General features: G+C 72.0%; 25 protein-coding genes. 14 read left to right on the top strand and 11 right to left on the bottom strand.

Annotated elements, in window-relative coordinates; all coding sequences use genetic code 11:
• Positions 1-16 precede the first annotated feature (16 nt).
• The 3 genes from ABGB11_RS27270 to ABGB11_RS27280 all read right to left on the bottom strand — a co-directional run bounded on the left by ABGB11_RS27270 (position 17) and on the right by ABGB11_RS27280 (position 3,553).
• Positions 17-616: a helix-turn-helix domain-containing protein gene (locus ABGB11_RS27270; protein ID WP_347637133.1), complete on the bottom strand. Its 600-nt coding sequence runs from the start codon at positions 614-616 to the stop codon at positions 17-19.
• A gap of 97 nt (positions 617-713) precedes the next feature.
• Positions 714-2,945: an MMPL family transporter gene (locus ABGB11_RS27275; RefSeq protein ID WP_347637135.1), complete on the bottom strand. Its 2,232-nt coding sequence runs from the start codon at positions 2,943-2,945 to the stop codon at positions 714-716.
• Positions 2,942-3,553: a helix-turn-helix domain-containing protein gene (locus tag ABGB11_RS27280; protein ID WP_347637137.1), complete on the bottom strand. Its 612-nt coding sequence runs from the start codon at positions 3,551-3,553 to the stop codon at positions 2,942-2,944. Before ABGB11_RS27280 ends, ABGB11_RS27275 begins: the two co-directional genes overlap by 4 nt.
• Before the next feature lie 149 nt (positions 3,554-3,702).
• Here ABGB11_RS27280 and ABGB11_RS27285 point away from each other — a divergent pair, with 149 nt between their 5' ends.
• Together ABGB11_RS27285 and ABGB11_RS27290 are read left to right on the top strand one after the other, a co-directional pair.
• Entirely contained in the window at positions 3,703-5,118 is a 1,416-nt protein-coding gene (locus tag ABGB11_RS27285) for an OFA family MFS transporter (protein ID WP_347637139.1), read from the top strand.
• Positions 5,119-5,152: 34 nt separating this feature from the next.
• Positions 5,153-5,302: a hypothetical protein gene (locus ABGB11_RS27290; RefSeq protein WP_347637141.1), complete on the top strand. Its 150-nt coding sequence runs from the start codon at positions 5,153-5,155 to the stop codon at positions 5,300-5,302.
• A 165-nt stretch (positions 5,303-5,467) separates the two neighbouring features.
• On the opposite strand, the gene ABGB11_RS27295 is transcribed toward ABGB11_RS27290, so the two are convergent.
• A complete protein-coding gene (locus ABGB11_RS27295; RefSeq protein ID WP_347637143.1) occupies positions 5,468-6,256 on the bottom strand; it encodes a DeoR/GlpR family DNA-binding transcription regulator in 789 nt (262 codons plus the stop codon).
• A gap of 169 nt (positions 6,257-6,425) precedes the next feature.
• Between ABGB11_RS27295 and nhaA the strand changes: the two genes are divergently transcribed.
• Positions 6,426-8,309, top strand: coding sequence for a Na+/H+ antiporter NhaA (gene nhaA / locus ABGB11_RS27300; protein WP_347637145.1), 1,884 nt, complete (start codon positions 6,426-6,428; stop codon positions 8,307-8,309).
• Between the two features lie 9 nt (positions 8,310-8,318).
• Positions 8,319-8,657 carry a hypothetical protein gene (locus ABGB11_RS27305; RefSeq protein WP_347637147.1) on the top strand — a complete coding sequence of 113 codons (339 nt, stop codon included), beginning with the start codon at positions 8,319-8,321 and terminating at the stop codon, positions 8,655-8,657.
• A 16-nt stretch (positions 8,658-8,673) separates the two neighbouring features.
• Here ABGB11_RS27305 and ABGB11_RS27310 read toward each other — a convergent pair whose 3' ends face one another.
• A complete protein-coding gene (locus tag ABGB11_RS27310) occupies positions 8,674-9,216 on the bottom strand; it encodes an isochorismatase family cysteine hydrolase (protein WP_347637149.1) in 543 nt (180 codons plus the stop codon).
• Positions 9,217-9,362: 146 nt separating this feature from the next.
• On the opposite strand from ABGB11_RS27310, the gene ABGB11_RS27315 reads away from it, so the two are divergent.
• Complete coding sequence (locus ABGB11_RS27315; protein WP_347637151.1) at positions 9,363-9,986, top strand: DUF6817 domain-containing protein; 624 nt, start codon at positions 9,363-9,365, stop codon at positions 9,984-9,986.
• A gap of 128 nt (positions 9,987-10,114) precedes the next feature.
• Here the strand turns inward: ABGB11_RS27315 and ABGB11_RS27320 are convergent, their stop codons facing one another.
• Both ABGB11_RS27320 and ABGB11_RS27325 read right to left on the bottom strand, forming a co-directional pair.
• A complete protein-coding gene (locus tag ABGB11_RS27320) occupies positions 10,115-10,501 on the bottom strand; it encodes a DUF1232 domain-containing protein (RefSeq protein WP_347637153.1) in 387 nt (128 codons plus the stop codon).
• Between the two features lie 135 nt (positions 10,502-10,636).
• Positions 10,637-10,765: a hypothetical protein gene (locus ABGB11_RS27325; RefSeq protein ID WP_347637155.1), complete on the bottom strand. Its 129-nt coding sequence runs from the start codon at positions 10,763-10,765 to the stop codon at positions 10,637-10,639.
• A 223-nt stretch (positions 10,766-10,988) separates the two neighbouring features.
• Here ABGB11_RS27325 and ABGB11_RS27330 point away from each other — a divergent pair, with 223 nt between their 5' ends.
• Positions 10,989-11,177, top strand: coding sequence for an acyl-CoA dehydrogenase family protein (locus ABGB11_RS27330; protein WP_347637157.1), 189 nt, complete (start codon positions 10,989-10,991; stop codon positions 11,175-11,177).
• A gap of 27 nt (positions 11,178-11,204) precedes the next feature.
• Here ABGB11_RS27330 and ABGB11_RS27335 read toward each other — a convergent pair whose 3' ends face one another.
• Complete coding sequence (locus tag ABGB11_RS27335) at positions 11,205-11,918, bottom strand: HD domain-containing protein (RefSeq protein ID WP_347637159.1); 714 nt, start codon at positions 11,916-11,918, stop codon at positions 11,205-11,207.
• Positions 11,919-12,401: 483 nt separating this feature from the next.
• Here ABGB11_RS27335 and ABGB11_RS27340 point away from each other — a divergent pair, with 483 nt between their 5' ends.
• From ABGB11_RS27340 to ABGB11_RS27350, 3 genes are all read left to right on the top strand, one after another.
• Positions 12,402-13,154, top strand: a complete 753-nt coding sequence (locus ABGB11_RS27340) for an SDR family oxidoreductase (RefSeq protein WP_347637161.1) — start codon at positions 12,402-12,404, stop codon at positions 13,152-13,154.
• A 64-nt stretch (positions 13,155-13,218) separates the two neighbouring features.
• Positions 13,219-13,944 carry an alpha/beta hydrolase gene (locus ABGB11_RS27345; protein ID WP_347637163.1) on the top strand — a complete coding sequence of 242 codons (726 nt, stop codon included), beginning with the start codon at positions 13,219-13,221 and terminating at the stop codon, positions 13,942-13,944.
• Positions 13,945-14,048: 104 nt separating this feature from the next.
• Positions 14,049-14,942 carry an RNA polymerase sigma-70 factor gene (locus ABGB11_RS27350; RefSeq protein ID WP_347637165.1) on the top strand — a complete coding sequence of 298 codons (894 nt, stop codon included), beginning with the start codon at positions 14,049-14,051 and terminating at the stop codon, positions 14,940-14,942.
• Positions 14,943-14,955: 13 nt separating this feature from the next.
• On the opposite strand, the gene ABGB11_RS27355 is transcribed toward ABGB11_RS27350, so the two are convergent.
• Positions 14,956-16,299 (bottom strand): SLC13 family permease, encoded by a 1,344-nt coding sequence (locus tag ABGB11_RS27355; protein WP_347637167.1) that lies wholly within the window; start codon positions 16,297-16,299, stop codon positions 14,956-14,958.
• A gap of 17 nt (positions 16,300-16,316) precedes the next feature.
• Positions 16,317-17,504 (bottom strand): CoA transferase, encoded by a 1,188-nt coding sequence (locus ABGB11_RS27360; RefSeq protein ID WP_347637169.1) that lies wholly within the window; start codon positions 17,502-17,504, stop codon positions 16,317-16,319.
• 132 nt (positions 17,505-17,636) lie between these two features.
• Between ABGB11_RS27360 and ABGB11_RS27365 the strand changes: the two genes are divergently transcribed.
• Positions 17,637-18,605 (top strand): LysR family transcriptional regulator, encoded by a 969-nt coding sequence (locus ABGB11_RS27365; RefSeq protein WP_347637171.1) that lies wholly within the window; start codon positions 17,637-17,639, stop codon positions 18,603-18,605.
• Between the two features lie 50 nt (positions 18,606-18,655).
• Here the strand turns inward: ABGB11_RS27365 and ABGB11_RS27370 are convergent, their stop codons facing one another.
• Entirely contained in the window at positions 18,656-20,041 is a 1,386-nt protein-coding gene (locus tag ABGB11_RS27370; RefSeq protein WP_347637173.1) for a tannase/feruloyl esterase family alpha/beta hydrolase, read from the bottom strand.
• 335 nt (positions 20,042-20,376) lie between these two features.
• On the opposite strand from ABGB11_RS27370, the gene ABGB11_RS27375 reads away from it, so the two are divergent.
• The 4 genes from ABGB11_RS27375 to ABGB11_RS27390 all read left to right on the top strand — a co-directional run.
• Positions 20,377-21,195, top strand: coding sequence for an ABC transporter ATP-binding protein (locus ABGB11_RS27375; RefSeq protein WP_347637175.1), 819 nt, complete (start codon positions 20,377-20,379; stop codon positions 21,193-21,195).
• Positions 21,182-21,883 (top strand): ABC transporter ATP-binding protein, encoded by a 702-nt coding sequence (locus ABGB11_RS27380; RefSeq protein WP_347637177.1) that lies wholly within the window; start codon positions 21,182-21,184, stop codon positions 21,881-21,883. The genes ABGB11_RS27375 and ABGB11_RS27380 overlap by 14 nt, the downstream gene beginning before the upstream one ends.
• Positions 21,884-21,919: 36 nt before the next feature.
• Entirely contained in the window at positions 21,920-23,161 is a 1,242-nt protein-coding gene (locus ABGB11_RS27385; RefSeq protein ID WP_347637179.1) for an ABC transporter substrate-binding protein, read from the top strand.
• Between the two features lie 9 nt (positions 23,162-23,170).
• On the top strand, positions 23,171-23,772 hold a 602-nt coding region (locus tag ABGB11_RS27390; RefSeq protein ID WP_347637180.1), incomplete at its 3' end, for a branched-chain amino acid ABC transporter permease.

Consider the following 23,772-nt stretch of genomic DNA (forward strand, 5'->3'; position numbering starts at 1 on the left):
CGCTTCGACCCCGCGCTCACGGGATCTCCGCGCGGATGCCGTCGCGGTAGACGTCGGCGCCCACCCGCGCCCAGCGCGCCGCCACCTCGGGGTCGAGCGGGTCGCGGCCGAGGAACCCGCGGAGCTGGTGCCGCTGCAGCAGGACCGCCAGCTCGTTGACGGTGAGCCAGGCCGCGCGCAGCGACCGGTCCTCACCGGGCCGGGCCGTGCCGGCGACCGCGTCCAGCCAGGCGAGCTTCAGCTCGTGCCACCGCCGGAAGATCTGCCGCCCGGCCGGCTCGTCGCTCATCAGCAGCCTGCACAGATGGACCAGCACCGGCGAGTCGGTGGGCAGGAAGGCGACCAGCCGGCGGGGCAGGAAGTCGTCCACGGCCTCGCCCCCGGCCCCGGCCGGGACGACGCTCTCGACGAAGCGCCGGAAGGCGGCCAGGCTCCGCTCGTTCACGGCCTCGCGGAGCCCCGCCTTCCCGCCGAAGTGGTGGACCACCAGGCTCGGCGACACCTCCGCCGCCGCGGCCACCTGCCGCAGGCTGACGTTGTCCGGGCCGTTCGCGGCGAACAGCCGCAGCGCCTGGTCGCAGATCTCGGTTCGCGCCGTCTTGTCCGCTGAATGCATCCGGCACCTCCCGGGAGGGGGTGGCGCGGGCGCCCGCGGGGGAGGGCGCCCGCGCCGGTCGGAGAACGTCTCGAGCTCCGTCTCGGGCTCCGGCCCGTCAGCCGGCGAGATGCTGCCCGGCGGGCGGGCGCACCCCCTCCGCGCCGGCCTGCGGCAGCCGCCTGCCGAGCCTCCCGGGCAGCCACCAGTTCCAGTCGCCGAACAGCCGCATCAGCGCCGGGACGAGCACCAGCCGCACCAGCGTGGCGTCCAGCGCGATCGCGACGGACAGCGAGAGGCCGAACTCCTTCAGCTCCAGGATCCCGGCGGTCATGAAGCCGCCGAACACCGCCACCATGATCGCTGCCGCGGCGGCGATGGGGCGGGCGGTGTGCTCGATCCCGGTGGCGACGGCGGCGGCGTTGTCGTGGCCGTCCTCCCACGCCTCCTTCATCCGGCGGATGAGGAACACCTCGTAGTCCATCGAGAGGCCGAACAGCAGGACGAACACGGTGATGGGCAGGTACACCTGCAGGAACCCGGTGCTCTCGAAGCCGAGCAGGCCCTCACCGTGGCCGTACTGGAACACCGCGACGGTGAGGCCGATGGCCGCGGCCGTGACGAGGAGGTTCATCGCGACCGCCTTGATCGGAAGCGCGACGCTGCGGAACACCACGAGCAGGAACAGCAGCGACAGGCCGAGCACCAGCGCCATGACGTAGGGCAGCTTGCCCGTGGTCTCCTCGGAGAGGTCGACGAAGGTGGCGGTGGCGCCGCCGACGAGCACCTCCTGGCCCGCCGCGGCCCGCGGGGCGATGTCGTCGCGGATGTCCTTGACGAGGTCGGTGGCCTGCGTGGAGTCGATGGGCACCGTGGGGACGGCGTTGATCAGCACCCGTCCGGACCCGGGCAGGGTCTCCACGCCGGCGACCCGCTTGTCCTTGCCGATCAGGGACGCGACCTGCGCCGCGTTGCGCTGCCCCGCGGAGTCCAGGGCGGCGCCGTCCGGCCCGGTGACCACGACCTGCACCGGCGACACCGCCCCCGCGCTGAACGAGCGTTCGAGGACGGCCTGGGCCTTGGCGCTCGGCCGCCCGTCCAGCGAGGCGGTGCCGAGGTCGATGCCGTACTTCAGGCCCGTCACGGGGATCGCGGCGGCGACCAGCAGGGCGGCGGCGACCACGCCGAAGACGACGGGGCGGCGCATCACCAGGTGCGCCCACCGCGCCCAGACCCCGTGCTCGGCGCCGGCGCCCGACCGGGTGTCGGCCGGCCGCCAGCGCTCGGGCAGCGAACCGGCGTCCACGCGCGGCCCGAGCGCCGCGAGGACGGCGGGCAGCAGGGTCAGCGCGGCGATCAGCGTGCAGATCACCGAGAGCAGCACGCCGGTGGAGATCTCCCGGAAGACGGGCGCGTCCATGATGTACAGCGAGCACACCGAGATCGCGACGACGACGCCGGAGAACAGCACGGTCCGTCCGGACGTCGCGACCGCCACCCCGGCGGCCTCGGCGATCTCCGCCTCCCGCCGCGGGCCGTCCCGGGTCACGCCCCGCCTGGCCAGCTCCTCCCGGAACCGGCTGACGATGAACATGGCGTAGTCGATGCCGATGCCCGTGCCGATCATCGTGACGATCGTCAGCAGGAACGCGTCGAAGTGGAAGCCGAAGGACAGCAGGTAGATGGTGCCGAACGTCAGGACGAGGCCCGCCACCGACAGCAGCATCGGCAGCACGGCGGCCGTCACGGCGCCGAGCGCGATGACCATCACCACGAACGCGATCGGCATGCCGACCGACTCGGCGCGCTCGGCGTCCGCGGTCTCCACGATCGTCTGGTCGTTGGTGATGGGGGAGAAGCCGGTCAGGTAGGCCGACACGCCCTGCCCGTCCGCCTTTCCGACGGCGTCCTGGAGGTCGCCCGCCCGGGAGGGCAGGTCCTTGGCCTCGCCCTTGAGGCCGACGATGGCGAGGGCGGCGCGGCCGTCGGGGGACACCTGGCCCTTGGCCTGCGGGTCGAACGGCCCGATGACGGTGACCACGCCCGTCTCCTGGCGGGCCTGCGCCACCACCTTCTGCACGACGGCCTTGCGGGCCGGGTCGGTGATCGGCCCCCGCGCGCTGTCGAAGACGATGACGTCCTGCTCGTCGCCCTGGCCGGCGAAGTACCGCTCCACCAGTTCGGAGGCCCGCGTCGACTGGGCGCCCTCCACGCCGTAGTTGGGTGCCTTGAGCTGCTTGAAGAGGAAGGGGAAGCTCACCCCGCACGCGATCAGCACCACGATCCAGATGGTGATCACCAGCCGGCGGTGCTCGGCCATGAGGGTGCCCCAGCGTCGTCGTCCCATCATCCGCCTCTCAGGAGGGTTCGCACGGCCTCGGCCGCGCCCTGCAGATCGAGCTCGGGGTCGAGGATCAGGTGCAGCAGCAGCCCGTCCAGCAGCGCCGCGACCACCGTGGCCGTCCCGGACGCGGGCGGGTCCGCGGTGATGGCGCCCTGCTCCTGGTCCCGCCGGACCAGCTCGGTGAGCGCGGCCCGGAACCTGCGCATCTCGGTGGCGAGGGGCTCGCGCAGGGACGGGTCGCGCGAGGACTGGCGCACCGTCTCCAGCAGCAGCGCCACGGACGGGTCCTCGAGGCCGCCGCCGGCGAACCAGCCGAGGGTGCCCTCGAACATCTCCCGGACGTCGCCGGCCGCCTGCGCCATCGCCAGCGGCTCCGCCAGCGCCTGGAGGGTCCCGGCGATCGCGGCCTGCCGCAGCAGGTCGTCCTTGCCCTGGAAGTGGTAGCTGATCGCGCCGTGCGGGACGCCGGCCCGGGCCGCGATCGCCCGCATGGTGACCTGCCCCCAGCCCACCTCGCCGATCAGCGCGGCCGTCGCCGTGAGGATCGCCTTCCGGGTGGCCGCTCCCTGCTCGGCACTGCTTGGCCGAGTGCCCTGTCCAGTCGCCTTGGTCACCTGGCCAAGGTAACGCCGAACGTTGCACAATGCAAGAGACGCGGGGGCAGAACGCCGTTCGGGAAACTCAACAGGTCGGCTGCGGTTGGGCCTGTTCAAGTAGCACGTCGGGTGTCTATGTTCGTCCTTATCGGGGTGCACGACCTGTTGTGAAAACGCTTCCCGACCCCCTGGAGGCCCGCGTGGCGCTCTCCTTCCTCGACCAGCGGCACACCGTCGCGAAACCGGGCTACAACCGCTGGCTGATCCCGCCCGCGGCCCTCGCCGTCCACCTCTGCATCGGGCAGGCCTACGCCACCAGCGTCTACAAGACCGCCCTCGTCAAGCACTTCGACGTCAGCCTGACGGCGATCGGCGTCATCTTCTCCATCGCGATCGTCATGCTCGGCGCCTCGGCGGCCGTCATGGGCACCTGGGTCGACCGGGTCGGGCCGCGGCGCGCCATGTTCACCGCCGCGTGCTTCTGGGCGTCCGGCTTCCTCGTCGGCGCCCTGGGCATCGCCACCGAGCAGCTTTGGCTGGTCTACATCGGCTACGGCTTCATCGGCGGCATCGGGCTCGGCATCGGCTACATCTCCCCGGTGTCGACGCTGATCAAGTGGTTCCCGGACCGGCCGGGCCTCGCGACCGGCATGGCCATCATGGGCTTCGGCGGCGGCGCGCTCGTCGCCTCCCCGCTGTCGCGCGAACTGCTGTCCCGCTACGACCCGAACGGCGACCCCTCGTCCGGCGCGGCCGTCGCCTGGCTCTTCGTCACGCTCGCCGCCGTCTACTTCCTGGTGATGATGCTCGGCGTCTTCAACGTCCGGGTCCCGCCCCCCGGGTGGCGGCCGGCCGGGTTCGACCCGGAGGCGGCGCGCGCCAGGACGCTCGTGACGGCGAACAGCGTGTCCGCCGCGTCCGCCATCAAGACGCCCCAGTTCTGGCTGCTCTGGACGGTGCTGTTCTGCAACGTCACCGCCGGGATCGGCATCCTCGAACAGGCCGGGCCGATGATCAGCGACTTCTTCCGCTCCGGCGGCTCCACCTCGGTGTCGGCGACCGAGGCGGCCGGGTTCGTCGGGCTGCTGTCGATGTTCAACATGGCCGGCCGGTTCGTCTGGTCGTCGACCTCGGACTACATCGGCCGCAAGCCCACCTACGTCGGCTACCTCGGCGTCGGGATGGGCGCCTACATCCTGCTGGCGCTGTTCGGCGACGCCTCCACCGCGTTCTTCATCGCGCTCGCCGCGCTGATCATCTCGTTCTACGGCGGCGGCTTCTCGACCGTCCCGGCCTACCTGCGCGACCTGTTCGGCACCTACCAGGTCGGTGCCGTCCACGGCCGGCTGCTGACCGCCTGGTCCGCGGCGGGCATCGCCGGGCCGCTGATCGTGAACCGGTTCCTGGACGCCCGCGGCGAACCGGGCGCCCTGGTCGCCGCCGACTACCGGCCCGCCCTGTTCACCATGGTCGGCGTCCTCGCGATCGGCTTCGCCGCCAACCTGTTCATCCGCCCGGTCGCCGAACGCCACCACGTCACCGCGACCGAGCCCCTCGTCTCCGACCGCAGCCCCGCCACCTGACGCGGCCCGGCCTCACCACCGAAGGAGCAGCACCATGGCGTCGACCGAGGGCAGCGCACCGGAGGAGGTCCGCACCGACCCGGACCTCCCGCGTCTCGTCATCTCCTGGACCATCGTCGGCATCCCGCTGATCTACGGGGTCGTCGAGACGGTCAGGGCGATCCTTCCCCTCTTCGGCCAGTGACCCCGCCCCCCTCTGGGGCGCGTGCCGGCACACGCAGGACGACCGGGCCTTCCAGCCCGGTCGTTCCGCTGCCCGGAGCTCGCGACCGGGGCGGGGCGGCAGCGAGGCGCCCGCGATCTGTTACATCGAGCTGAGATAACAACAAGCTTGCGCGTTATGGAGCCGTCAGACGGCGGCGATCTCGTAGGCGACCTTGTGCTCGTCCAGCTCGCGCAGCGCCTCGGCGCCCGCGCCGTCGTCGACGATGACGCGGTCGAACGCCGACAGCGGCGCCACCCGGTGCAGCGCGACGCGGGCGAGCTTGGAGTGGTCCACCAGCAGCACGTTGCGCGCGGCGGCCTCCAGCATCGCCCGTTTGACCGAGACGATGTGCTGCTCCTGGTGGTAGGCGAACCCGCCGGAGACGGCCGAGGTCGACACGAAGCAGAGGTCGACGCGCAGCGCCATGACGGCGTCCACGCAGGAGACCCCGAGGAAGGAGTCGTGCAGCGGGTCGTACTCCCCGCCGAGCGCCATCAGGCGGATGCCGCGCTCGCGCGCCAGCAGATTGGTGGTCTCCAGGAAGTTCGTGATCACCGTGAGGGGGGTGATGCCGGCCAGCCGGCGCGCCAGGGCCAGCGTGGTCGTGGAGTCGTCCAGCATCACCGCCATGCCGGGCTCGACCAGGGCGGCGGCCTTCGCGGCGATGGCGTCCTTGGCGGCCTGCATCGACTTCATGCGGTAGGCCACGTTGCTCTCGAACACCCCCGACGGCTGCGCGGTGACCCCGCCCCGGTACTTGCGGACGATGCCCTGCCGTTCGAGCTCGTCCAGGTCGCGGTGGATCGTCATGAGGCTCACGCCGAACCGCTCCGCCAGCTCGCCGGCGGTCACCGAGCCCGCCGACAGCACGTGGTCGGCGATGGCCTGGCGGCGGGCGTCCGGCCCGCGCCTGCCGCTGATGTCCTTGGTCATGCTGCGATCCTCTCGTGGCCGCGCACCGTCGGGCGGGCGATCCAGGGCGGAACGTCAACGGTAAATTCACACCTTACAGTGATAAGTCGCGGCCTGACGTGCCGCGCGAGGGAGACACGCGAGGCGCGGCGCCCGAGGAAGACGGCCTCCCATCTGGCAACCTTCGTGTGTGACCGAGAGATCCTTCGCCGTCAGGGCCCTGCCCGAGGGGCTGCGCGCGTTCCTGACGACGGAGACCGGCAGCACCAGCGTGCTGCTCGCCGGGACCGTCGCCGGCCTGGTGTGGGCGAACCTCCCGACGGGCTACTCCTACGAGGAGTTCTGGCACACCGATCTCGCGGTGAGCCTCGGGGAGCACGGCTTCTCGCTCTCCCTGCGCGAGTGGGTGAACGACGGGCTGATGACGCTGTTCTTCTTCGTCATCGGCCTGGAGGTCAGCCGCGAGTTCCGGCTCGGGCAGCTGCGCGACCGGCGCCTGGTCGCGGTGCCGGCGGTGGCCGCGCTCGGCGGCGTCATCCTGCCGGCGGTGGTGTACATCGCGCTGAACGCCGGCGGCCCCGGCGCGTCCGGCTGGGGCATCCCGATCGCCAGCGACACCGCGTTCGTGCTCGGGCTGCTGGCGGTGATCGGGACGCGCTGCCCCGAGCCGCTGCGCGCCTTCCTGCTGACCCTCGCGGTCGTCGACGACGTCGCCGCGATCCTGGTGGTCGCCGTCTTCTACACCGAGGACCTGTCGCCGCTCGCGCTGGCGGCCGCGGTGGTGCTCGTCGGGCTGATCGTCGCGCTGCGGTGGCTGAGGATCTGGCGCGCGCCCGCCTACACGCTGCTGGGCATCGGCGTGTGGGCCGCGATGCTGGCGAGCGGCGTCCACCCGACCCTGGCCGGCCTGCTCCTCGGCGTGCTGGTCGCCGTCTACGCGCCGACCGAGTACAAGCTGCTCGCGGCCAGCGAGATCGTCCAGGCACTGTCGCGCGACCCGAGCCCGGCCCTGGCCACCGAGGCGCTCCGGACCGTCCGGCGGACCGTGTCGGTCAACGAGCGGCTCCAGTTGCGCATGCACCCGTGGACGAGCTACGTCATCGTCCCGATCTTCGCGCTCGCCAACGCGGGCGTCGTGCTGGACGGCGAGGCGCTGCGCGCCGCGGCCACGTCCCCGGTCACCCACGGCATCGTCGCCGGCCTGGTGCTCGGCAAGTTCGCGGGCATCGCGGCCGGGGCCTGGCTCCCGCTCCGGCTGAACTGGGGCGACCTGCCGGGGAACCTGGTGTGGGGCCAGCTGCTCGGCGGCGCCGCGGTGTCGGGCATCGGCTTCACGGTCTCCCTGTTCGTGACCGAGCTGGCGTTCTCCGGCGAGTCCGACCTGCAGAGCGACGCCAAGATCGGGATCATCGCCGGCTCCGTGCTGGCCGCCGTGTGCGGCTGGGTGGTCTTCCGGCTCGCCTGGAACCGGGGCGCCGTCTGCGCCCCGCCGGGCGCCCCGCCGCCGGAGCCGGACCTCGTGCCCGAGCCGCCGCCGCCCGTCACGGCCCGCGACCACGTCCTCGGCCCCGGCGACGCCCCCGTGACCCTGATCGAGTACGGCGACTTCGAGTGCCCGTACTGCGGCCGCGCGAAGGACGCGATCAAGGCGACCCGGGAGCACTGGGGCGACCGGCTGCGCTTCGTGTTCCGGCACTTCCCGCTGCGCGAGGTCCATCCCCACGCGTTCTCCACGGCCGTGGTGTCGGAGGCCGCCGCCGACGCCGGCCGCTTCTGGGAGATGCACGACCTCCTCTTCGAGAACCAGCTGGCCCTGACCGACGCGGACCTGACCGAGTACGGCGACCGGCTCGGCCTCCAGGCGTGGAGCGACCTGGACCGCCACCGCGAACGCGTCCAGTCCGACCGCGACAAGGGGGAGCGCGCCGGCGTCAGCGGCACCCCGACCTTCTTCATCAACGGGAGCCCCTACGACGGCCCCTACGACGCCGAGTCCCTGACCGCCGCGATAGGCGCCGCCCTGAACGACGAACCCCCTCCGCCCGAGGCCGGGAGTGTCGGCGGGGAGTCGTAGGGTCGGGGTATGTCGCGGCGGCGGTTCGATCAGGCCATGGAGAAGATGCGGGACCCGGACGTGCGGGTCCGCGAGCACGCGTTCGACTTTCTGCGGGAGCACGCGGACGCGTACGTCGACGAGCTGATCGCGCAGTTCAGGGCGGAGGAGGATCTCGACCTCCGCTGCCGGCTGCTGGAGCTCATCGCCGAGGCGCGGTCCGCGAAGGCGCTGGAGGTGTTCCGCGACGAGCTGCACGGCATGGACGAGCCGCTCCGGTTCTGGGCGACCCGCGGCCTGGAGATGCTCGACTCCCGCGAGGCGGAGCGGGTGCTCGACGGGGCGCGCGCCGACGGCCTGATCGCCTGACCGGCCCGGCGGCCGCTCAGAAGCACCGGTCGGCCGTGACGATCTCCGCGCGCATGTTCCCCTCCATCATGCGGAGGGCAGCGTCCCCCAGGTCCGCGTGGATGTGCGCGACCGCGTCCCGGACGACCTTGATCTGGAAGTGCCGGACGTAGGCGTCCAGCGCGCTGTAGAGGACGCACTGCTCGGTGACCTGACCGGTGAGGACGACCCGTTCGACCTTCTCGCGGGAGAGCACGTACTCCAGCGCGGTGCCGTAGAAGGCGCTGTGCCTGACCTTCGCCAGGAACCCGCAGCCGGACGGCGGCACGATGGGCTCGACGAGGTCGGGCCGCCGCCCTTCCAGTGCCCGCTCGATGAGGTCCTGGCGGTCGGCCGAGAAGTCTCCGTAGTTGTCGTTCACGTAGAGGACGAGCACGTCGTCGTCCTTCTCGGCGGTGTCGATCAGGCGGCGGAGCGGGCCGATCATGCCCTCGACGTTCGCCGCCAGCGGCTCCGCGTCCGAGTGCTCGTAGGGATTCAGCATGTCGATGACGATCAGCGCGCTTCGGGTCACAGCCATGCCCTGCCCGCACGAGACCGCGGCGATGCCTCCTCGACCGCCGGAATTTACCCCAAGCGAAACCTTGGATCTGCACGAGTAAACCCAGGGATTGACGAGGGTCTCCGATGATCTCAAGCTGTACTGGACGGCGAAGGGAGCGAGGGATGACGACGGAACCGGCGGCGGTCGCGCGGATGCTGGGCATGGGACGCAACGCACTCGATGACAAGCTCGCCATCGAGATCGTCGCGGTGGCGGCCGACTTCCTGGTCGCCAAGGGTGCCGGTGAGGTCAGGCATCCGGGCGGGACGCTGCTGGAGCATCTCCTGCGCGTGCATGCCCTCCTGGACGGCTGGGGTGCGCGGCCCGCTCTGGCCCTCGCCGGTCTGTGCCACGCCTTCTACGGGACCGATGGTTTCGCCACGTCCCTCGGCGACACCGGCCGGCGCGGGGAACTGCGCGAGGTCATCGGCACGGAGGCCGAGGCCCTCGTGTACCTCTACGGCAGTTGTCGACGTGCGGACACCTACCCGGCCCTGAACCGGCCGGACGGCGCCTTCGCCGATCGCTTCGCCGGAACCGCACGGTCCATCTCGCCCGGGCAGCGCCGGGACTTCGCCGAACTGACCGTCGCCAACGAACTCGACGTCCTGGGCGCCGTTCCCGATGTCGACCGCGCAGTGGTCACCGCTCTGCTGGACCTGTTCTCCTCCTGGAGAGCGCTGCTGACCGACCCCGCCAACCAGGCCGTCGAAGACGCGTATCGGACCTTCGGTCCCGCTGAGTGAGCGCCGAGCAGGGCTCGACGATCATGTTCACCGCGTACCGGTTCGAGGAGGCGGTCATCGCCGACTCGCTGATCAACGCCGCGCGGTCGCGCGGGGTGAAGGTCAGGCTCCGCCGGGCCACGGCGGCGTCAGCGGGCGCGCCGGGCCGTCCGCGACCTGCGGGTGTACTCCTGGCCGAGCGCGAACAGCAGCCAGGTGAACGCGGTGGCGTCGTCGGCGATGCCGACCGGCAGGAAGACGTCGGGGATCAGGTCGACCGGCGAGACGATGTAGACGACCGCGACGATCATGGCGACGATCTTGCCGGTGGACGTCCGGTAGTAGGCCTGTGCCGCGCCGCCCGGGCCGGCGCGGCGGCGCCCGCGCAGCCGCAGGATGCCGGCGACCAGCAGCACCGCGCCCGCGGCCATCGCGATCCCGCCGGCCACCGTGAGGTCGACGCCGGCGAGGTCGCCGCTCGCGGTGAGCGCGGGGACGGCCCCCGCCACGACGAGGACGAGTCCGAGCCACACCATCGCGCACCTCCGGGGGGAGTCCCCTCGGGTATTGCCGCTCCGGGCTGTTCCATTCGCGCCCCGGCCGTCCGTCCTCACCGCGACGGCTCCCTTGGCCGCGCGGGGTGATCGGGTGTACTGCTATTAGACGATCGTTCAAGAGGATTCGTGGATTTCGCGCTGCCCGACGAGCTGGTCCGGCTCCTGGCCGACCTCGACGCCTTCATCGAGCGGGAGATCCTGCCGCTCCAGGCGCAGGACGACAACGAGCGGTTCTTCGACCACCGCCGCGAGTACGCGCGTACCGACTTCGAGAACGGGGGCGTCCCGCGTCCCGAGTGGGAGGAGCTGCTCGGTGAGATGTTCCGCCGCGCGGACGCCGCGGGCTGGCTGCGCTACGGGCTACTCGAGGAGGTCGGCGGCTCCGGCGGGACGAACCTGGATATGGCGGTGATACGCGAGCATCTCGCCCACCGGGGGCTCGGGCTCCACAACGACCGACCGGTTCGTGTGCGAGGCGGCCGACCGGGCGATGCAGGTGCACGGCGGCCTCGGCTACACCCGCCACACCCCCTTCGAGCACATCTACCGGCACCACCGCCGCTACCGGATCACCGAAGGCGCCGAGGAGGTCCAGATGCGGAAGGTGGCCGGCTACTTGTTCGGGTTCGCCGGCCCCGGCAAGGCGAAGAGCTGAGCGGCCTCGCGCGGCCTCCCGGCCGGATCAGGCGGCGTGGACCTGGAGGATGGCGGTGAAGCGCTCGTCGGCGCGGTCGAGCTGGCCGGTGATGTGCCGCTTGATCCGGTCGCGCAGCGGGGTGTCCGGGCGGTTGACCAGTTCCTTCAGTTCGGGGACGAGCGGCCGGTACTTGCGCGCGAGCTTGCGGACCTTGGGGCCGGTCGTGTGGATCAGGCCGACGCCGTTGTCGGTGAAGTCCGACGCCTTGATGATCCGCGCCGCGGGGTGGCGGTCCAGGCTCGCGGCGACGTGCGCGCGGTACTGGGCGTGGACGTCGCCCTCGCGGTCGTAGACCGGATTGGTCACGGCGCGGACGAGGCCGGCGGCGCGCGGGCCGAACCGCTCGGCGAGGACGTCCAGCGCCGCCTCGGCGGGATCGTCGTGCCCCTCGCCGGCCAGGTCGGCCGGGTGGTCCTCGACGGAGTCGTGCAGCAGGCAGGCGACGAGCAGGTCCACGTCGTCCACCTCGTAGTGGCACATCACCCGCAGCGTCACCCGGAGCAGGTGGTTGACCACCGGCTCGCGCGACCGGCGGTCCTGTCGGTGCAGGTCACTCGCCAGGGCGAGGGCCGCGCTCAGCCGCCGCCAGTCCGGTTCCGCGAAGCGGAGGATCTCGCGGGCGAACCGGTCGCGGAGCCCCGCCTCGCCGTACACCTCGGTGATCGTGTGGAGGGGGAGTGTCTGCAGGTAACTGGGCACCGTGCTCCCTTCCCGCGGGAAGGTGCCCCCGTCCGGGAGCGTGCGTGCCGTTCCCGCGTGCCCATCGGACGCACCCGCTGATCACGGGGTTCCGCGAGCCGCCGATGAGTTTGCGAGACGGCGCAGGATCGAGGCGCTCGGCGCGGGTCCGGTCGAGATGTTCGCGAGCAGCGGCGGCGCGGTGACCGCGCTCGCCGTGGGCGAGGAGTCCGAGGGCCTCTTCACCGGGCGCACCTCGGTGGCGATGGCCGAGCTGCTCGGTCAGCGGGCGGAGGTGTTCCCGAGCCACCACGGCGGGTTCCTCGCCCGGCGAGTTCGGCTACGCCGGACAGCCCGAGGCGTTGGCGCGCAGCCTTCGCGGGGTCCTCGGCGGCTGACCGGTCTCTGGAGAGATTTCCCGAACCTGTCACAGACGGAGGAGGTGCCCGGTCATAGCTGGCGACCGGGCGGCGACGGAGGCCCCCGGCGGACGGGAGGTCTCTCATGAAGATCGTGGTCATCGGCGGTACCGGCATGATCGGCTCCAAGCTCGTGGCGAGGCTCGGCGAGCAGGGCCACGAGGCGGTCGCGGCCGCGCCGAACACCGGCGTCAACGCGCTCACCGGTGAGGGGCTGGCCGGGGCGCTGGACGGCGCGTCGGTGGTGATCGACGTGTCCAACTCGCCGTCCTTCGAGGACGCCGCGGTGCTGGAGTTCTTCGAGACCTCGACCGGCAACCTGCTGGCCGCGGAGGAGGCGGCCGGAGTCGGCCACCACGTCGCGCTGTCGGTCGTCGGCACCGGGCGGCGGCCCGACATCGGCTACTTCCGTGCGAAGGTCGCCCAGGAGAAGCTGATCGAGGACTCGCCGATCCCGTTCTCGATCGTGCACGCGACGCAGTTCTTCGAGTTCGCCCGCCGGATCGCGGACGAGGCCACGGACGGCGACGCGGTGCGGATGCCGCCGGTGCTCTTCCAGCCCATGGCGGGCGACGAGGTCGCGCAGAACGTCGCCAGGGTGGCGGTGGGCGCGCCGCTGGACGGCGCGGTCGAGATCGGCGGCCCCGAGCGGTTCCGGATGGACGAGTTCTTCCGGGACGCCCTGACGGCGTGGAACGACCCGCGCCGGATCGTCACCGACCCGCACGCGCACTACTTCGGCGCCGAGATGCGGGAGGGCGACCTCGTGCCGGGCGACGGCGCGACGCTCGGCGAGACCAAGTACGCCGACTGGCTGGCGAGCGGCGCCGGCAGGTAGCGCGGCCCGCCCGGACGACGCCCGGACGACGTCCGGGCGGAACCGACACCGAAGGGAAGAAGCCATGAGCAGCACCGAACGACCCACCGTCGTCCTGGTCCACGGGGCCTTCGCCGAGTCGGCGAGCTGGAACCGCGTCATCGCGGGCCTGCACGGCCGCGGCCTGCCCGCCGTCGCCGTCGCCAACCCGCTGCGCGGCCTGGCCGGGGACGCCGCCTACGTGCGCGACGTGATCGACGGCATCGGCCGGCCGGTCGTCCTCGTCGGCCACTCCTACGGCGGCATGGTGATCACCGAGGCGGCGGCGGGCCTGGAGGCCGTGCGCTCGCTGGTCTACGTCGCGGCGTTCGCCCCGGACCCCGGCGAGAGCGCGCTGCTGCTGTCCGGCAAGTTCGAGGGCAGCACCCTCGCGAGCGCGCTGGTCGCGTACCCGGTGTCCACGGGGGGCAACGAGGTCCGCATCGCCGACGACAAGTACCACCGGCAGTTCTGCGCCGATGTGGACGCCGGCGAGGCGGCCCTCATGGCGTCGACCCAGCGCCCGGTCACCGAGCGCGCGCTGACCGACGGGCTCGGCACGAGCGAGCCGGCGTGGAGCACCAGGCCGTCGTGGTTCGTCATCGGCGAGGACGACCTCAACATCCCCGCGGAGGCGGTGCGGTTCATGGCCGAACGCGCCTCCTCGCGCGGAACCCGGGAGATCCCCGGCGGCTCGCACGCGATCGCGGTGTCCCGGCCCGACGCCGTGGTCGCGAGCATCCTCGACGCCGTCGGCGACGAGGCAGGCTGAGCCCCGAGCCGTCGTCCGGGAGCGCCCGATGCCCTGGCGGGAGCCGTTCGCGGGTAGGGAATGATCGGAGGTGTCCGGCGACCGGCGAGACGGGGGCGATCAGCGTGGGGGGCATCGGGCCCGCGGAACGGGACGATCTCGGCGAGGCCGCGGCGGTGTTCGCCGGCGTGCGGCCGCGCCTGTTCGGCATCGCGTACCGGATGCTGGGCAGCGCCACCGAGGCCGAGGACCTGGTGCAGGACGTCTGGCTGCGCTGGCAGACCACCGACCGCGGCGCCGTGGCCGAGCCGGCCGCGTTCCTGGCGACGGCGACCACCCGGCTCGCGATCAACGTGCTGCGGTCGGCGCGGGTCCGCCGGGAGACCTATGTCGGGCCCTGGCTGCCCGAACCCGTCGACACCGGCGCCGACCCGCACCTCGGCGCCGAGCGTGGGGAGGCCCTCAGCCTGGCGATCCTGTTCCTCCTGGAGAAGCTCCCGCCCACCGAGCGCGCGGCCTACGTCCTGCGGGAGGCGTTCGACTACCCCTACCCGCGGATCGCCGAGATCGTCCAGGTCAGCGACGTCGCCGTCCGCCAGCTCGTGAGCCGGGCCCGCAAGCACCTGCGGTCCGAGCGACGGGCCCCGGTGACCGGGGCCGAGCGGCGGCGGCTGCTGACCGCCTTCGTCGCCGCCGCCCGCGCCGGTGACCTCACCGCCCTGGAGACGATCCTCGCGGCGGACGTGATCAGCTACTCCGACGGCGGCGGCGCCGTCCGGGCCTCGCGCTTCCCCGTGGAGGGGGCGTTCCGCGTCGCCAAGTACGTCCGGGCCTTCGCGGACCGGTTCTGGAACGGGGTCGACGTCCAGTGGTCCGAGGTGAACGGGCAGGAGGCGGCCCTGCTCCACCGGGAGGGCGAGCTGTTCACCGTCCTCGCCGTCGACGCCTCCGGCCCGCGCATCGACAGGGTCCTGTGGATGATGAACCCGGCCAAGATCACGGCGGCGTCCGCCGGGTGAGCCCCGGCGCCGCTCACCACCAGCCGAAGGCGAGCCAGGTCAGGAACGGCGCGACGGGGATCGAGACGAGGCCGTAGATGAGCAGCTGGCGGAACAGCCGGGGCCGCGCCGAGGGTTCGGCGGCGCCGAGGATCAGGCCGCCGGTGATGCCGAGCGGGTTGATGTCGACCAGCACCGACGCCAGCGCGAGCGCGAGGACCCCGCCGACGGGGGAGACGCCGTCGGCGACCAGCGGGGGCAGCAGCGGCATCGTGGTCACGAACACCGCGATGGAACTGGCGGCGAACGAGGTGACCCCGGCGATGTAGCAGAGCACGAGCAGGCTGAGCAGGGGCGAGCCGTCCACCCTGAGCATGTCGCTGATCTGCTTGAACGCGCCCAGGTGCTGCATCAGGCCGACGTAGGTGAGCAGCCCCCCGATCAGCAGCACCACGTTCCACGGGATGCGGGAGACGATCTCCCCGGACGGCAGCCGGAACGCCAGCTGGAGGAGCAGCGCCGCGGTCAGGCCGAGGTACCCGACGTTCATGTCCCAGCCGACGGAGAGGACGACGACCGCGAGCAGCGCGGCGATGGTGAGGCCGCGGACGCCGGCGGGCTGATCGGCCGTCTCCGCGGGCGGGGCCGTGACGGCCGTCGCCGTCCCGCCCTCGGCGGTGGAGACGGAGGCCGCCCCCGGTGCGGGACCGTCCGGTGCGGTGCCCTCCGGGGCGGCGGGACGCGGCGAGCCGGAGATCCGGCCGGGCGGCACGGCCCCCGTCCGGGTGCCGACGACCAGCAGGGCCGCGCACACGACCAGCCCGGTGACCAGGCCGCCGAGCAGGAAGGTCACCGGTGCCGAGCCGGGCAGCCCGAGGCCCTGCTTCTCGCTCAGCTCGCGCGCCGTGACGCCGTAGACGGCGAGCGGCGAGAGCAGCCCGCTGATGATCCCGGTGATGCCGAGGACGGCCGCGATCAGCGGCGAGATCCGGTACCGCGCGGCGAAGCCGAGCGCGATCGGGGAGACGATGGCGGTCGCCGCGGCGGGCAGGGTGCCGACGGCGGTGAGCACGGCGCCGATCACGAACGGGACCAGCACGATCAGCACCAGCCGGCCGCGGACCAGCCGCAGCAGCAGGTCGAGCAGCCAGTCGAGGGTCCCGTTGAGGTGCGCGACGGCGAACAGCGCCGTCACCCCGACGATCAGCACGAAGAAGTCGGCCGGGAAGAAGCCCGTCACCTCGTCGGTGGCGACGTCGGCGGCGAGGCCGAGCAGGAACGCGGCGGCGAGGGCGCCCAGCCCGAGGTCGAACGCGGGGATCAGGGTCGCCGCGAAGAGGGCGACCAGGACGATGATGGACAGGGTTGCCAGGCTCATGGGCGGTTCTTTCTCGGTCAGACCACGCCGCGGTGGCGCAGGTCGTCGATCTCCGGGTCCCCGAGCCCGGCGAGGTCTCGCAGTACCTCGGCGGTGTGCTCGCCGAGGGCCGGCGCGGCGCGGCCGATCGTGCCGCCGAAGCCGGAGAAGCGGCCGGCCGGCGCCTGCATGAGGCGCCGGCGGCCGGTGCGCTCGTCCCGTACCTCCACCACCGACCCGCGGGCGCGGATGTGCGGGTCGGCGCAGACGTCCGCCGCCGAGTTCACCGGGCCGGCGGCCACCCCGGCGTCGGCGAGCAGCGCCATCAGCGGGTCAAGGTCGTGGGCCGCGACGAAGGCGGCGACCCGCGCCTCGATCTCCTCCCGGTGCTCCAGCCGGGCGGTCATGGTGTCGTGGACGGCGAGGTCCGCGGCGTCCATGACCGTGATCAGCCGGTGCCACATCTGCTCGGTGGAGGCGGGCAGGGCCAGCCACCGGCCGTCGCGGGTCCGGTAGAGGCTGTTGGGGCTGATGTGCGGGTTCTGGTTGCCCTGGCGCTCGCGGTTCTCCCCGGTCGCGCCGTACTCGACGACGAAGTCCTCCATCATCCGCAGCAGCGGCTCGTAGAGGGGGATGTCGGCGAGCTGGGCCTCGCCGGTGAGGTCCCGCTGGCGCAGCGCGAGCATGGCGGCGAACGCGGCGTAGATGCCGGTGACGCCGTCGGCGACGGGGTAGCCGGCGAAGACCGGCGGCCGTTCCGGGTCGCCGGTGCGGTAGGTCAGGCCCGCGAAGGCCTCCGCGACGCGGGCGAAGCCGGGGCGGTCGGCGTACGGGCCGGTGCGCCCGAACGCGCTCACGTGCACCATGACCAGGTCCGGCCGGTACGCCCGCAGGTCGTCGAAGTCGATGCGGAACCGCCGCAGCGTCGCCGGGCGGAAGTTGGTCACCACGATGTCCGCGGACGCGGCCAGCCGGCCGACCAGGGCCGCGGCCTCGGCACGGTGCAGGTCGATCGTGACGCTCCGCTTGGCGCGCGCCAGCATCGCCCAGGCCGCCGACTCGCCGTCCTCCAGCGGCGGGTACCGGCGCGCCGGGTCGCCGTCGGCGGGATGCTCGATCTTGATCACCTCGGCGCCGAACTCGCCGAGCAGCGAGGACGCCAGGGGGCCGGCCAGGATCGTCGAGACGTCCAGGACGCGCACTCCGCTCAGCGGACCGTCGGGCACTGGGGATTCCTTTCACGTCGGCGGCATCGCCGGCCCGGAGATCGGGCTTACGCCAACATGCCCTCTCGCTGGGCTGCGGGGAAGACGCGATCGGAGCTCACAGGTGAAAGGTTTCCCCTTTATAGTGGCCCGGTGCGGGTGGAGCGGGCGCGATACTTCCTGGCGGCGATCGAGACCGGGTCGCTGCGCGCGGCGGCGGCCCGGTGCGGCGTGAGCCAGCCGACCGTCGGGCAGCAGATCGCGCTGCTGGAGGAGGAGCTCGACGTCGTCCTGCTCACCCGCAGCAGGCACGGCGTGCGCCCGACGGCGGCCGGTCAGGCCCTGATCGAGCCGCTCGGACGGCTCGTGGCGGCCGAGGACTCGGTGCGCGAGGCGGCGATGGAGTCCGGCGCCGCCTACCACGGCCGGGTCCGGATCGGCGGCGTCTCGGTGACCGCGGAGACGATCATCGCGCCGGTGGTGGGCCGGCTGCGGGAGCGGCACCCGGGGCTGCGGTTCACCGTCCACGAGGGCGCCTCGGCCGACATCGAGGCCGCGGTGCTCGACGGGACGCTGGACTTCGGGGTGGTCACCATGCCGGTGAGCCCGGCCGCCCCCGGGCTGCGCCGGATCCCGCTCGTGTCCGCCGCCGTCGGGGTCTGGGCGCGGACCGACCACCCGCTGGCCGGACGCGACCACGTCCACTGGCGCGACCTGGAGACCTGGCCCATCGTCACGATGCGGGCGGGCACGGTGCTGTGGGAGATGCTGCACCGGCACATGGCCGACCCCGACGTCGTCGTCCAGGCCATGTCGGCGCGCACCGTGAAGGTCATGGTCGGCCAGGGAGCGGGGCTCGGCATCCTCGCCCGGTTCGACACGTCGGCGGACATCACCGACCTGGTCTGGCTCCCGCTGCGCGACGCGCCCTCCGTCCAGCTGTGCCTGACCCAGCGGCGGGACGGGCGGCCGTCGCGGTCCGCCCTCATCGTCCGCCGGCTCATCCGCGCCGAAGCCGACGGAGTGGCCGGCGGGATGGCGGACGGGGTGGCCGGACGGGAGTCCCCGCCACGGGAGGAGGGGCGGGGGGACGGCCCCGTCCGGCCGGACCGCGTCCCCTGACGGGCCACCGGGTCCCGGCGGCCCGCCGGGGGCGGGTGCCCGCGCTCCGGTCAGCCGATGGCGCAGGTGTTGACCACGTCGCCGGAGGTCTGGCGCGGGATGGTGGCGCTGGGCGGTGGCGCCTGGCCCCCGCCGGGGCCGAGCCAGCGTTCGAGGGCCTCGAAGGCCGTCCGCATGCAGGGGAGCAGCGGCCGCATCCTGCCGGGGAACATGTCGTATTCGAGGTCGAGATGGGACGCGCCCTCGATCCGGTAGTAGCGGTGCAGCCCGCCCCGGCCCTGCGCGCGGATCTTGCGGGCGTAGGCGTCGCCGTGGACCTTGATCGGCAGCAGGGTGTCCAGCGTGCCCTGCACCGTGATCATCGGCTTGCCGATGCGGCCGGTCATGCCCAGCCGCTCCACCGTCCGGTGGACGCTCTTCGGACGCGAGTAGTAGCGGTAGTCGGTGTCGCAGTTCGGCGTGCCGCTCTCGCAGTACGGGATGCCCGCCTCCAGGTCGCCGTCGTACGTCGGGTCGACCTCCTCGCGGTAGATGCGCTGGGTGTTGTCCCAGAGGACGCGGTAGTTGAAGTCCCACAGGAACTCCGAGCCGCGGGCGAAGCCGGCCTTCAGCATCGCGGCGTGCGCCTTCGGGTCGCCCGTCGCCGCATATGCGGGGTAGTTGCGCAGCGCCTCGGGCAGGTAGACCAGCGCGTTGTTCCCGTTGTCGCGCGGCCAGTAGGTGCCTTCGGAGTCCACCCCGCCGTCGTACAGTTCGGGATGGGTCTCCAGGGCCCAGCGCACCATCTGGCCGCCGTTGGAGATGCCCGCGGCGTACGTCCTGGTCAGGCGCCTGCCGTAGTGGCGGGCCACCGTCGCCTTGGCGGCCACGGTGACCTGGATCATCCGGTGGTACCACTCCGCGACGGCGTCCCCCGGCCGCCTGCCGTCCCGGTAGAACTGGTTGCCGTTGCTTCCCTTGTCGGTCGAGGCGAAGGCGTACCCCTTGGCCAGCACCCAGTCGGAGATGGTGAAGTCGTTGGCGTACTGGCGGCGAGTCCCCGGCGCCCCGGAGACCACCAGTCCGCCGTTCCACTTTTTCGGGAGGCGGATCACGAACTGGGAGTCGTGGTTCCAGCCGTGGGTGGTGTTGAACGTGGAGTCGTCGCGGAAGTAGCCGTCGATCTGGATGCCCGGCACCCCGCTCGGGTTCCGGGTGGCCGCCGAATGCAGCCCTTCCCAGTCGGCCTTGTCGGTGTGGCCCGAGGCGACCGTGCCGGCGGTGGTCAGATCGTCCAGGCAGGCGGCGACCTGGTGCACCGCGCCGGGGACGCGGACCCGGTTCATGTGGGCGCAGCGGGCGTCCGCGTGGGCGGAGGGCACCGCGACGGCCAGCGGGACCGCCAGAAGCGACCCCAGCAGGGCCGGGAGGACGGGGGATCTGCGGAGGAACGGCATGAGCGGCTCCCTGGGGGTGGGACACGTCAGACCCGTGCCCTGCCATGCTGGTCGACCGGCGGCGGGACGGGCCACGTCGGCGAGCACACTGTTCACCGGAATCCTGTGGTGGCTCCGTCCATGAACCCGCCGCCGGATGCCTGCCGGACCTCCGTGAACGCCCTGCCAGGACGACTTTCCTCCTCTGGATCGAGCGCGCGGTGTGCGCCGCCTCATATCAGGCCGCCCGAATGTGTGTCCAGGTCACCTGGTTCACCCCCCGGCCGCCGCCTAGCGTTCACGGTCACGGCGTCCCGGTGTGTCCCGGGTCACGCCAAGACGCGTGAGGAGGGCGCATGGGAGGAGGTCCCACGGAGGCCGGGCGGGGTGCCGCTCCGGAAGGCGCCGCTCCGGACGGTGCCGGCCCCGTCCTGACGGCGCGAAGCCTGGTCCGGGAGTTCCGCGGCTTCCGTGCCGTGGACGAGGTCGACCTCGACGTCGCCGAGGGCAGCGTGCATGCGCTGGTGGGCCCGAACGGCGCCGGCAAGACGACGCTGTTCAACCTGCTCACCGGCTTCCTGAAGCCGACCGCCGGCAGCGTCCGGCTGGACGGGCACGAGCTGGCCGGACGCAGCCCCGAGTCGATCACCCGGCTGGGGGTGGCGCGCTCGTTCCAGATCACCAGCCTGTTCGCCGAGCTGACCCCGCGCCGGCACCTGGAGCTGGCGCTGGCGAGCCCGACCGGCCTCGGCTGGCGGTTCTGGCGTTCGGACAAGGCGCTCGGTCGGTTCGCCGCCCGAGCCGGGGAACTGCTCGACGAGACCGGGCTCGCCGGGCAGGGCGACGTCCCGGCGGGCTCGCTGTCGTACGGGAGCAAGCGGGCGCTGGAGCTGGCGCTCGCCCTGGCCCTGGACCCGAAGGTCCTGCTGCTCGACGAGCCGACCGCGGGCATGGGCGTCGAGGACGTCGACCGCACCATCGAGCTCGTCCAGAAGATCCGCGCCGGCCGGACGGTGGTCCTGGTCGAGCACAACATGAACGTGGTGGCGAGTCTCGCCGACCGCGTGACCGTCCTGCAGCACGGCAAGGTGCTGATCGAGGGCCCGTACGCGGAGATCCGTCACGATCCGCGCGTCGTGACCGCCTACCTGGGAGACTCCAATGCTGCGCATTGACGGGCTGTCGGCCTGGTACGGCGAGGCTCAGGCCCTGCGCGGGGTGTCGATGCACGTCGACGAGGGCGAGATCGTCACGCTCGTCGGGCGCAACGGCGCGGGCAAGACCACGCTCCTGCGCTGCCTGATGGGCCTGCACGGGGCCTACGGCAGGATGGCGGGCACGATCGCGCTGTCCGGCACCGACATCACCGGCCTGGCCGCGCACGGACTCGCCCGCCGCGGGCTCGGCTACGTCCCGGACGACCGGGGGATCTTCGCGTCGCTGTCGGTGGAGGAGAACCTCACGCTGCCGCCCGTGATGGGCCCGGATCCCTGGTCGCTTGAGCGTGTGTACGAGACCTTCCCCAAGCTCCAGGAGCGGCGGCGGTTTCCTGGGACGAAGTTGTCGGGCGGTGAGCAGCAGATGCTCGCGCTGGCCCGGGTGCTGCGGACGGGTGCCCGGCTGCTGCTGTGCGACGAGCCCACCGAGGGCCTGTCCCCGCTGATCGTCCAGCGGATCGGAGAGATCCTCCGCGAAGTGAAGGAGGCGGGGGTGACCGTCCTGCTGATCGAGCAGAACGTGCACTTCGCCGCCACGGTCGCCGACCGCCACTATCTGCTCGCCGAGGGGCGGATCGTCGAGTCGCTGGACCGCGACCAGGTCCGCGAGCGAGAGCACGAGCTGCTCGACTACCTCGGAATCTGACCACGGCCGAGTTCTGAAGATCAGAGGAGACGCGGAATGAGAGTCAAGGGGTGGAGCGGCGGCCTGGTGGCCGCGGGGCTGCTGCTGGCCGGGTGCGGAGGCGGGCCGGGCGGTGGCGGAGGGAAGATCAGTGACGACGGGGTGGTGCTGGCCGTCCTGAACGACGCGTCCGGCGTCTACGCCGACACCTCGGGCAGCAAGTCGGTCGAGGCGGTGAAGATGGCGGTCGCCGACTTCAAGGCAAAGTACGGCGACAAGGCGGTGACCGACAAGATCGAGGTGCTCGCCGCCGACCACCAGAACAAGCCGGAGATCGCCAACTCCAAGGCGCAGGAGCTCTACGACCGCAAGCACGCCGACGTGATCCTGGACGTGCCGACCTCGTCGGCCGCGTTCGCCGTCGCGACCATCGCGAAGAACAAGAAGAAGGTGTTCATCGACGTCGGCGCCGCCAGCACGGAGCTGGAGGGCAAGCAGTGCAACAAGTACACCTTCCACTACGGCTACAACAGCTACATGCTGGCCCACAGCACCGGCGCCGAGGTGACGAAGGACGGCGGTAAGAACTGGTACATCGTCTACCCGGACTACGCGTTCGGTGAGGACATGCAGAAGACGTTCTCGACCGCCATCAAGGGCGCGGGCGGCAGCGTCGTGAAGACCGACCCGACGCCGTTCCCGAACGACAACTTCTCCACGTTCCTTTTGAAGGCGCCGGGTCTGAAGCCGAAGCCGCAGGTGCTCGGGACGATGCAGGCGGGCGGTGACCTGGTCAACCTGGTGAAGCAGTACAACGAGTACAAGCTGCGCGACAAGGGTGTCAGCCTCGCCGTCGGGCTGCTGGTCATCAGCGACATCCACTCGCTCGGGCCGGACGCGCTGGCCGGGACCCGCTACACCGACATGTGGTACTGGAACCTCGACGCCAAGAGCCGCGCCTGGGCCGACAAGTTCCAGGCCAAGGTCGGCCAGCGGCCGACCTCCAACATGGCCGGCAACTACTCCGCCGCCCTGCAGTACCTGGAGGCCGTGCAGCGCGGCGGCACCGACAAGTCCGACGAGGTGGTCAAGCAGCTTGAGGGCTACAAGTTCGACGACATGTTCGCCCGCAACGCCACCATCCGCGCTCAGGACCACCTGCTGCTGCACGACGCGTACCTCGGGCAGGTGAAGCCGAAGAGCGAGGTCAAGGAGGAGTGGGACTACGTCAAGGTCCTCAAGACCGTCCCGGCGGCGGAGGCGTTCCAGCCGCAGCCGGACGCGTCCTGCAAGCTGTAGGCGGCGGGCGTGCTGCAGCAGGCGTTCAATGGGTTGGTGGGTGGGGCGTTTTACGCCCTGCTCGCCCTTGGCCTGGCCGTGATTTTCGGGATGCTGGGTGTGGTGAACCTGGCGCATGGTGCGTTCTACATGCTCGGTGCGTTCGGGGCGTTCATCGCTCTGGATTCGTTCGGTCTGAACTTCTGGGTGTCGTTGGTGTTGGTGCCGCCGCTGTTGGGGGTGGTCGGGGTCGTGGTGGAGCGGCTGTTCGTGCGGCGGCTGACACCGCTCGATCCCCTCTACAATTTCCTGTTCACGTTCGGGCTGGCGCTGATTTTGCAGGATGTGATGAAGCGGCAGTACGGCGTGAACTCCCAGCCCTACCCGCGTCCGTCGCAGCTGGGCGGGACGATCGATCTGGGCTTGTTCACCTATCCGGCGTATCAGGTGTTCGTGCTGGGGGTGTCGGTGCTGGTGTGCGCGGTGGTGTGGGTGGTGCTGACCCGGACCCGGGTGGGGATGATCGTGCGGGCCTCGACCGAGCGGCCGGAGCTGACGAGGGCGCTGGGGATCGATGTGGGGCGGTGGGTGACGCCGGTGTTCGGGTTCGGGATCGCGCTGGCGGCGTTGGC

The organism is Actinomadura sp. B10D3 (assembly GCF_039871695.1).
GTDB lineage: Bacteria > Actinomycetota > Actinomycetes > Streptosporangiales > Streptosporangiaceae > Spirillospora > Spirillospora madurae.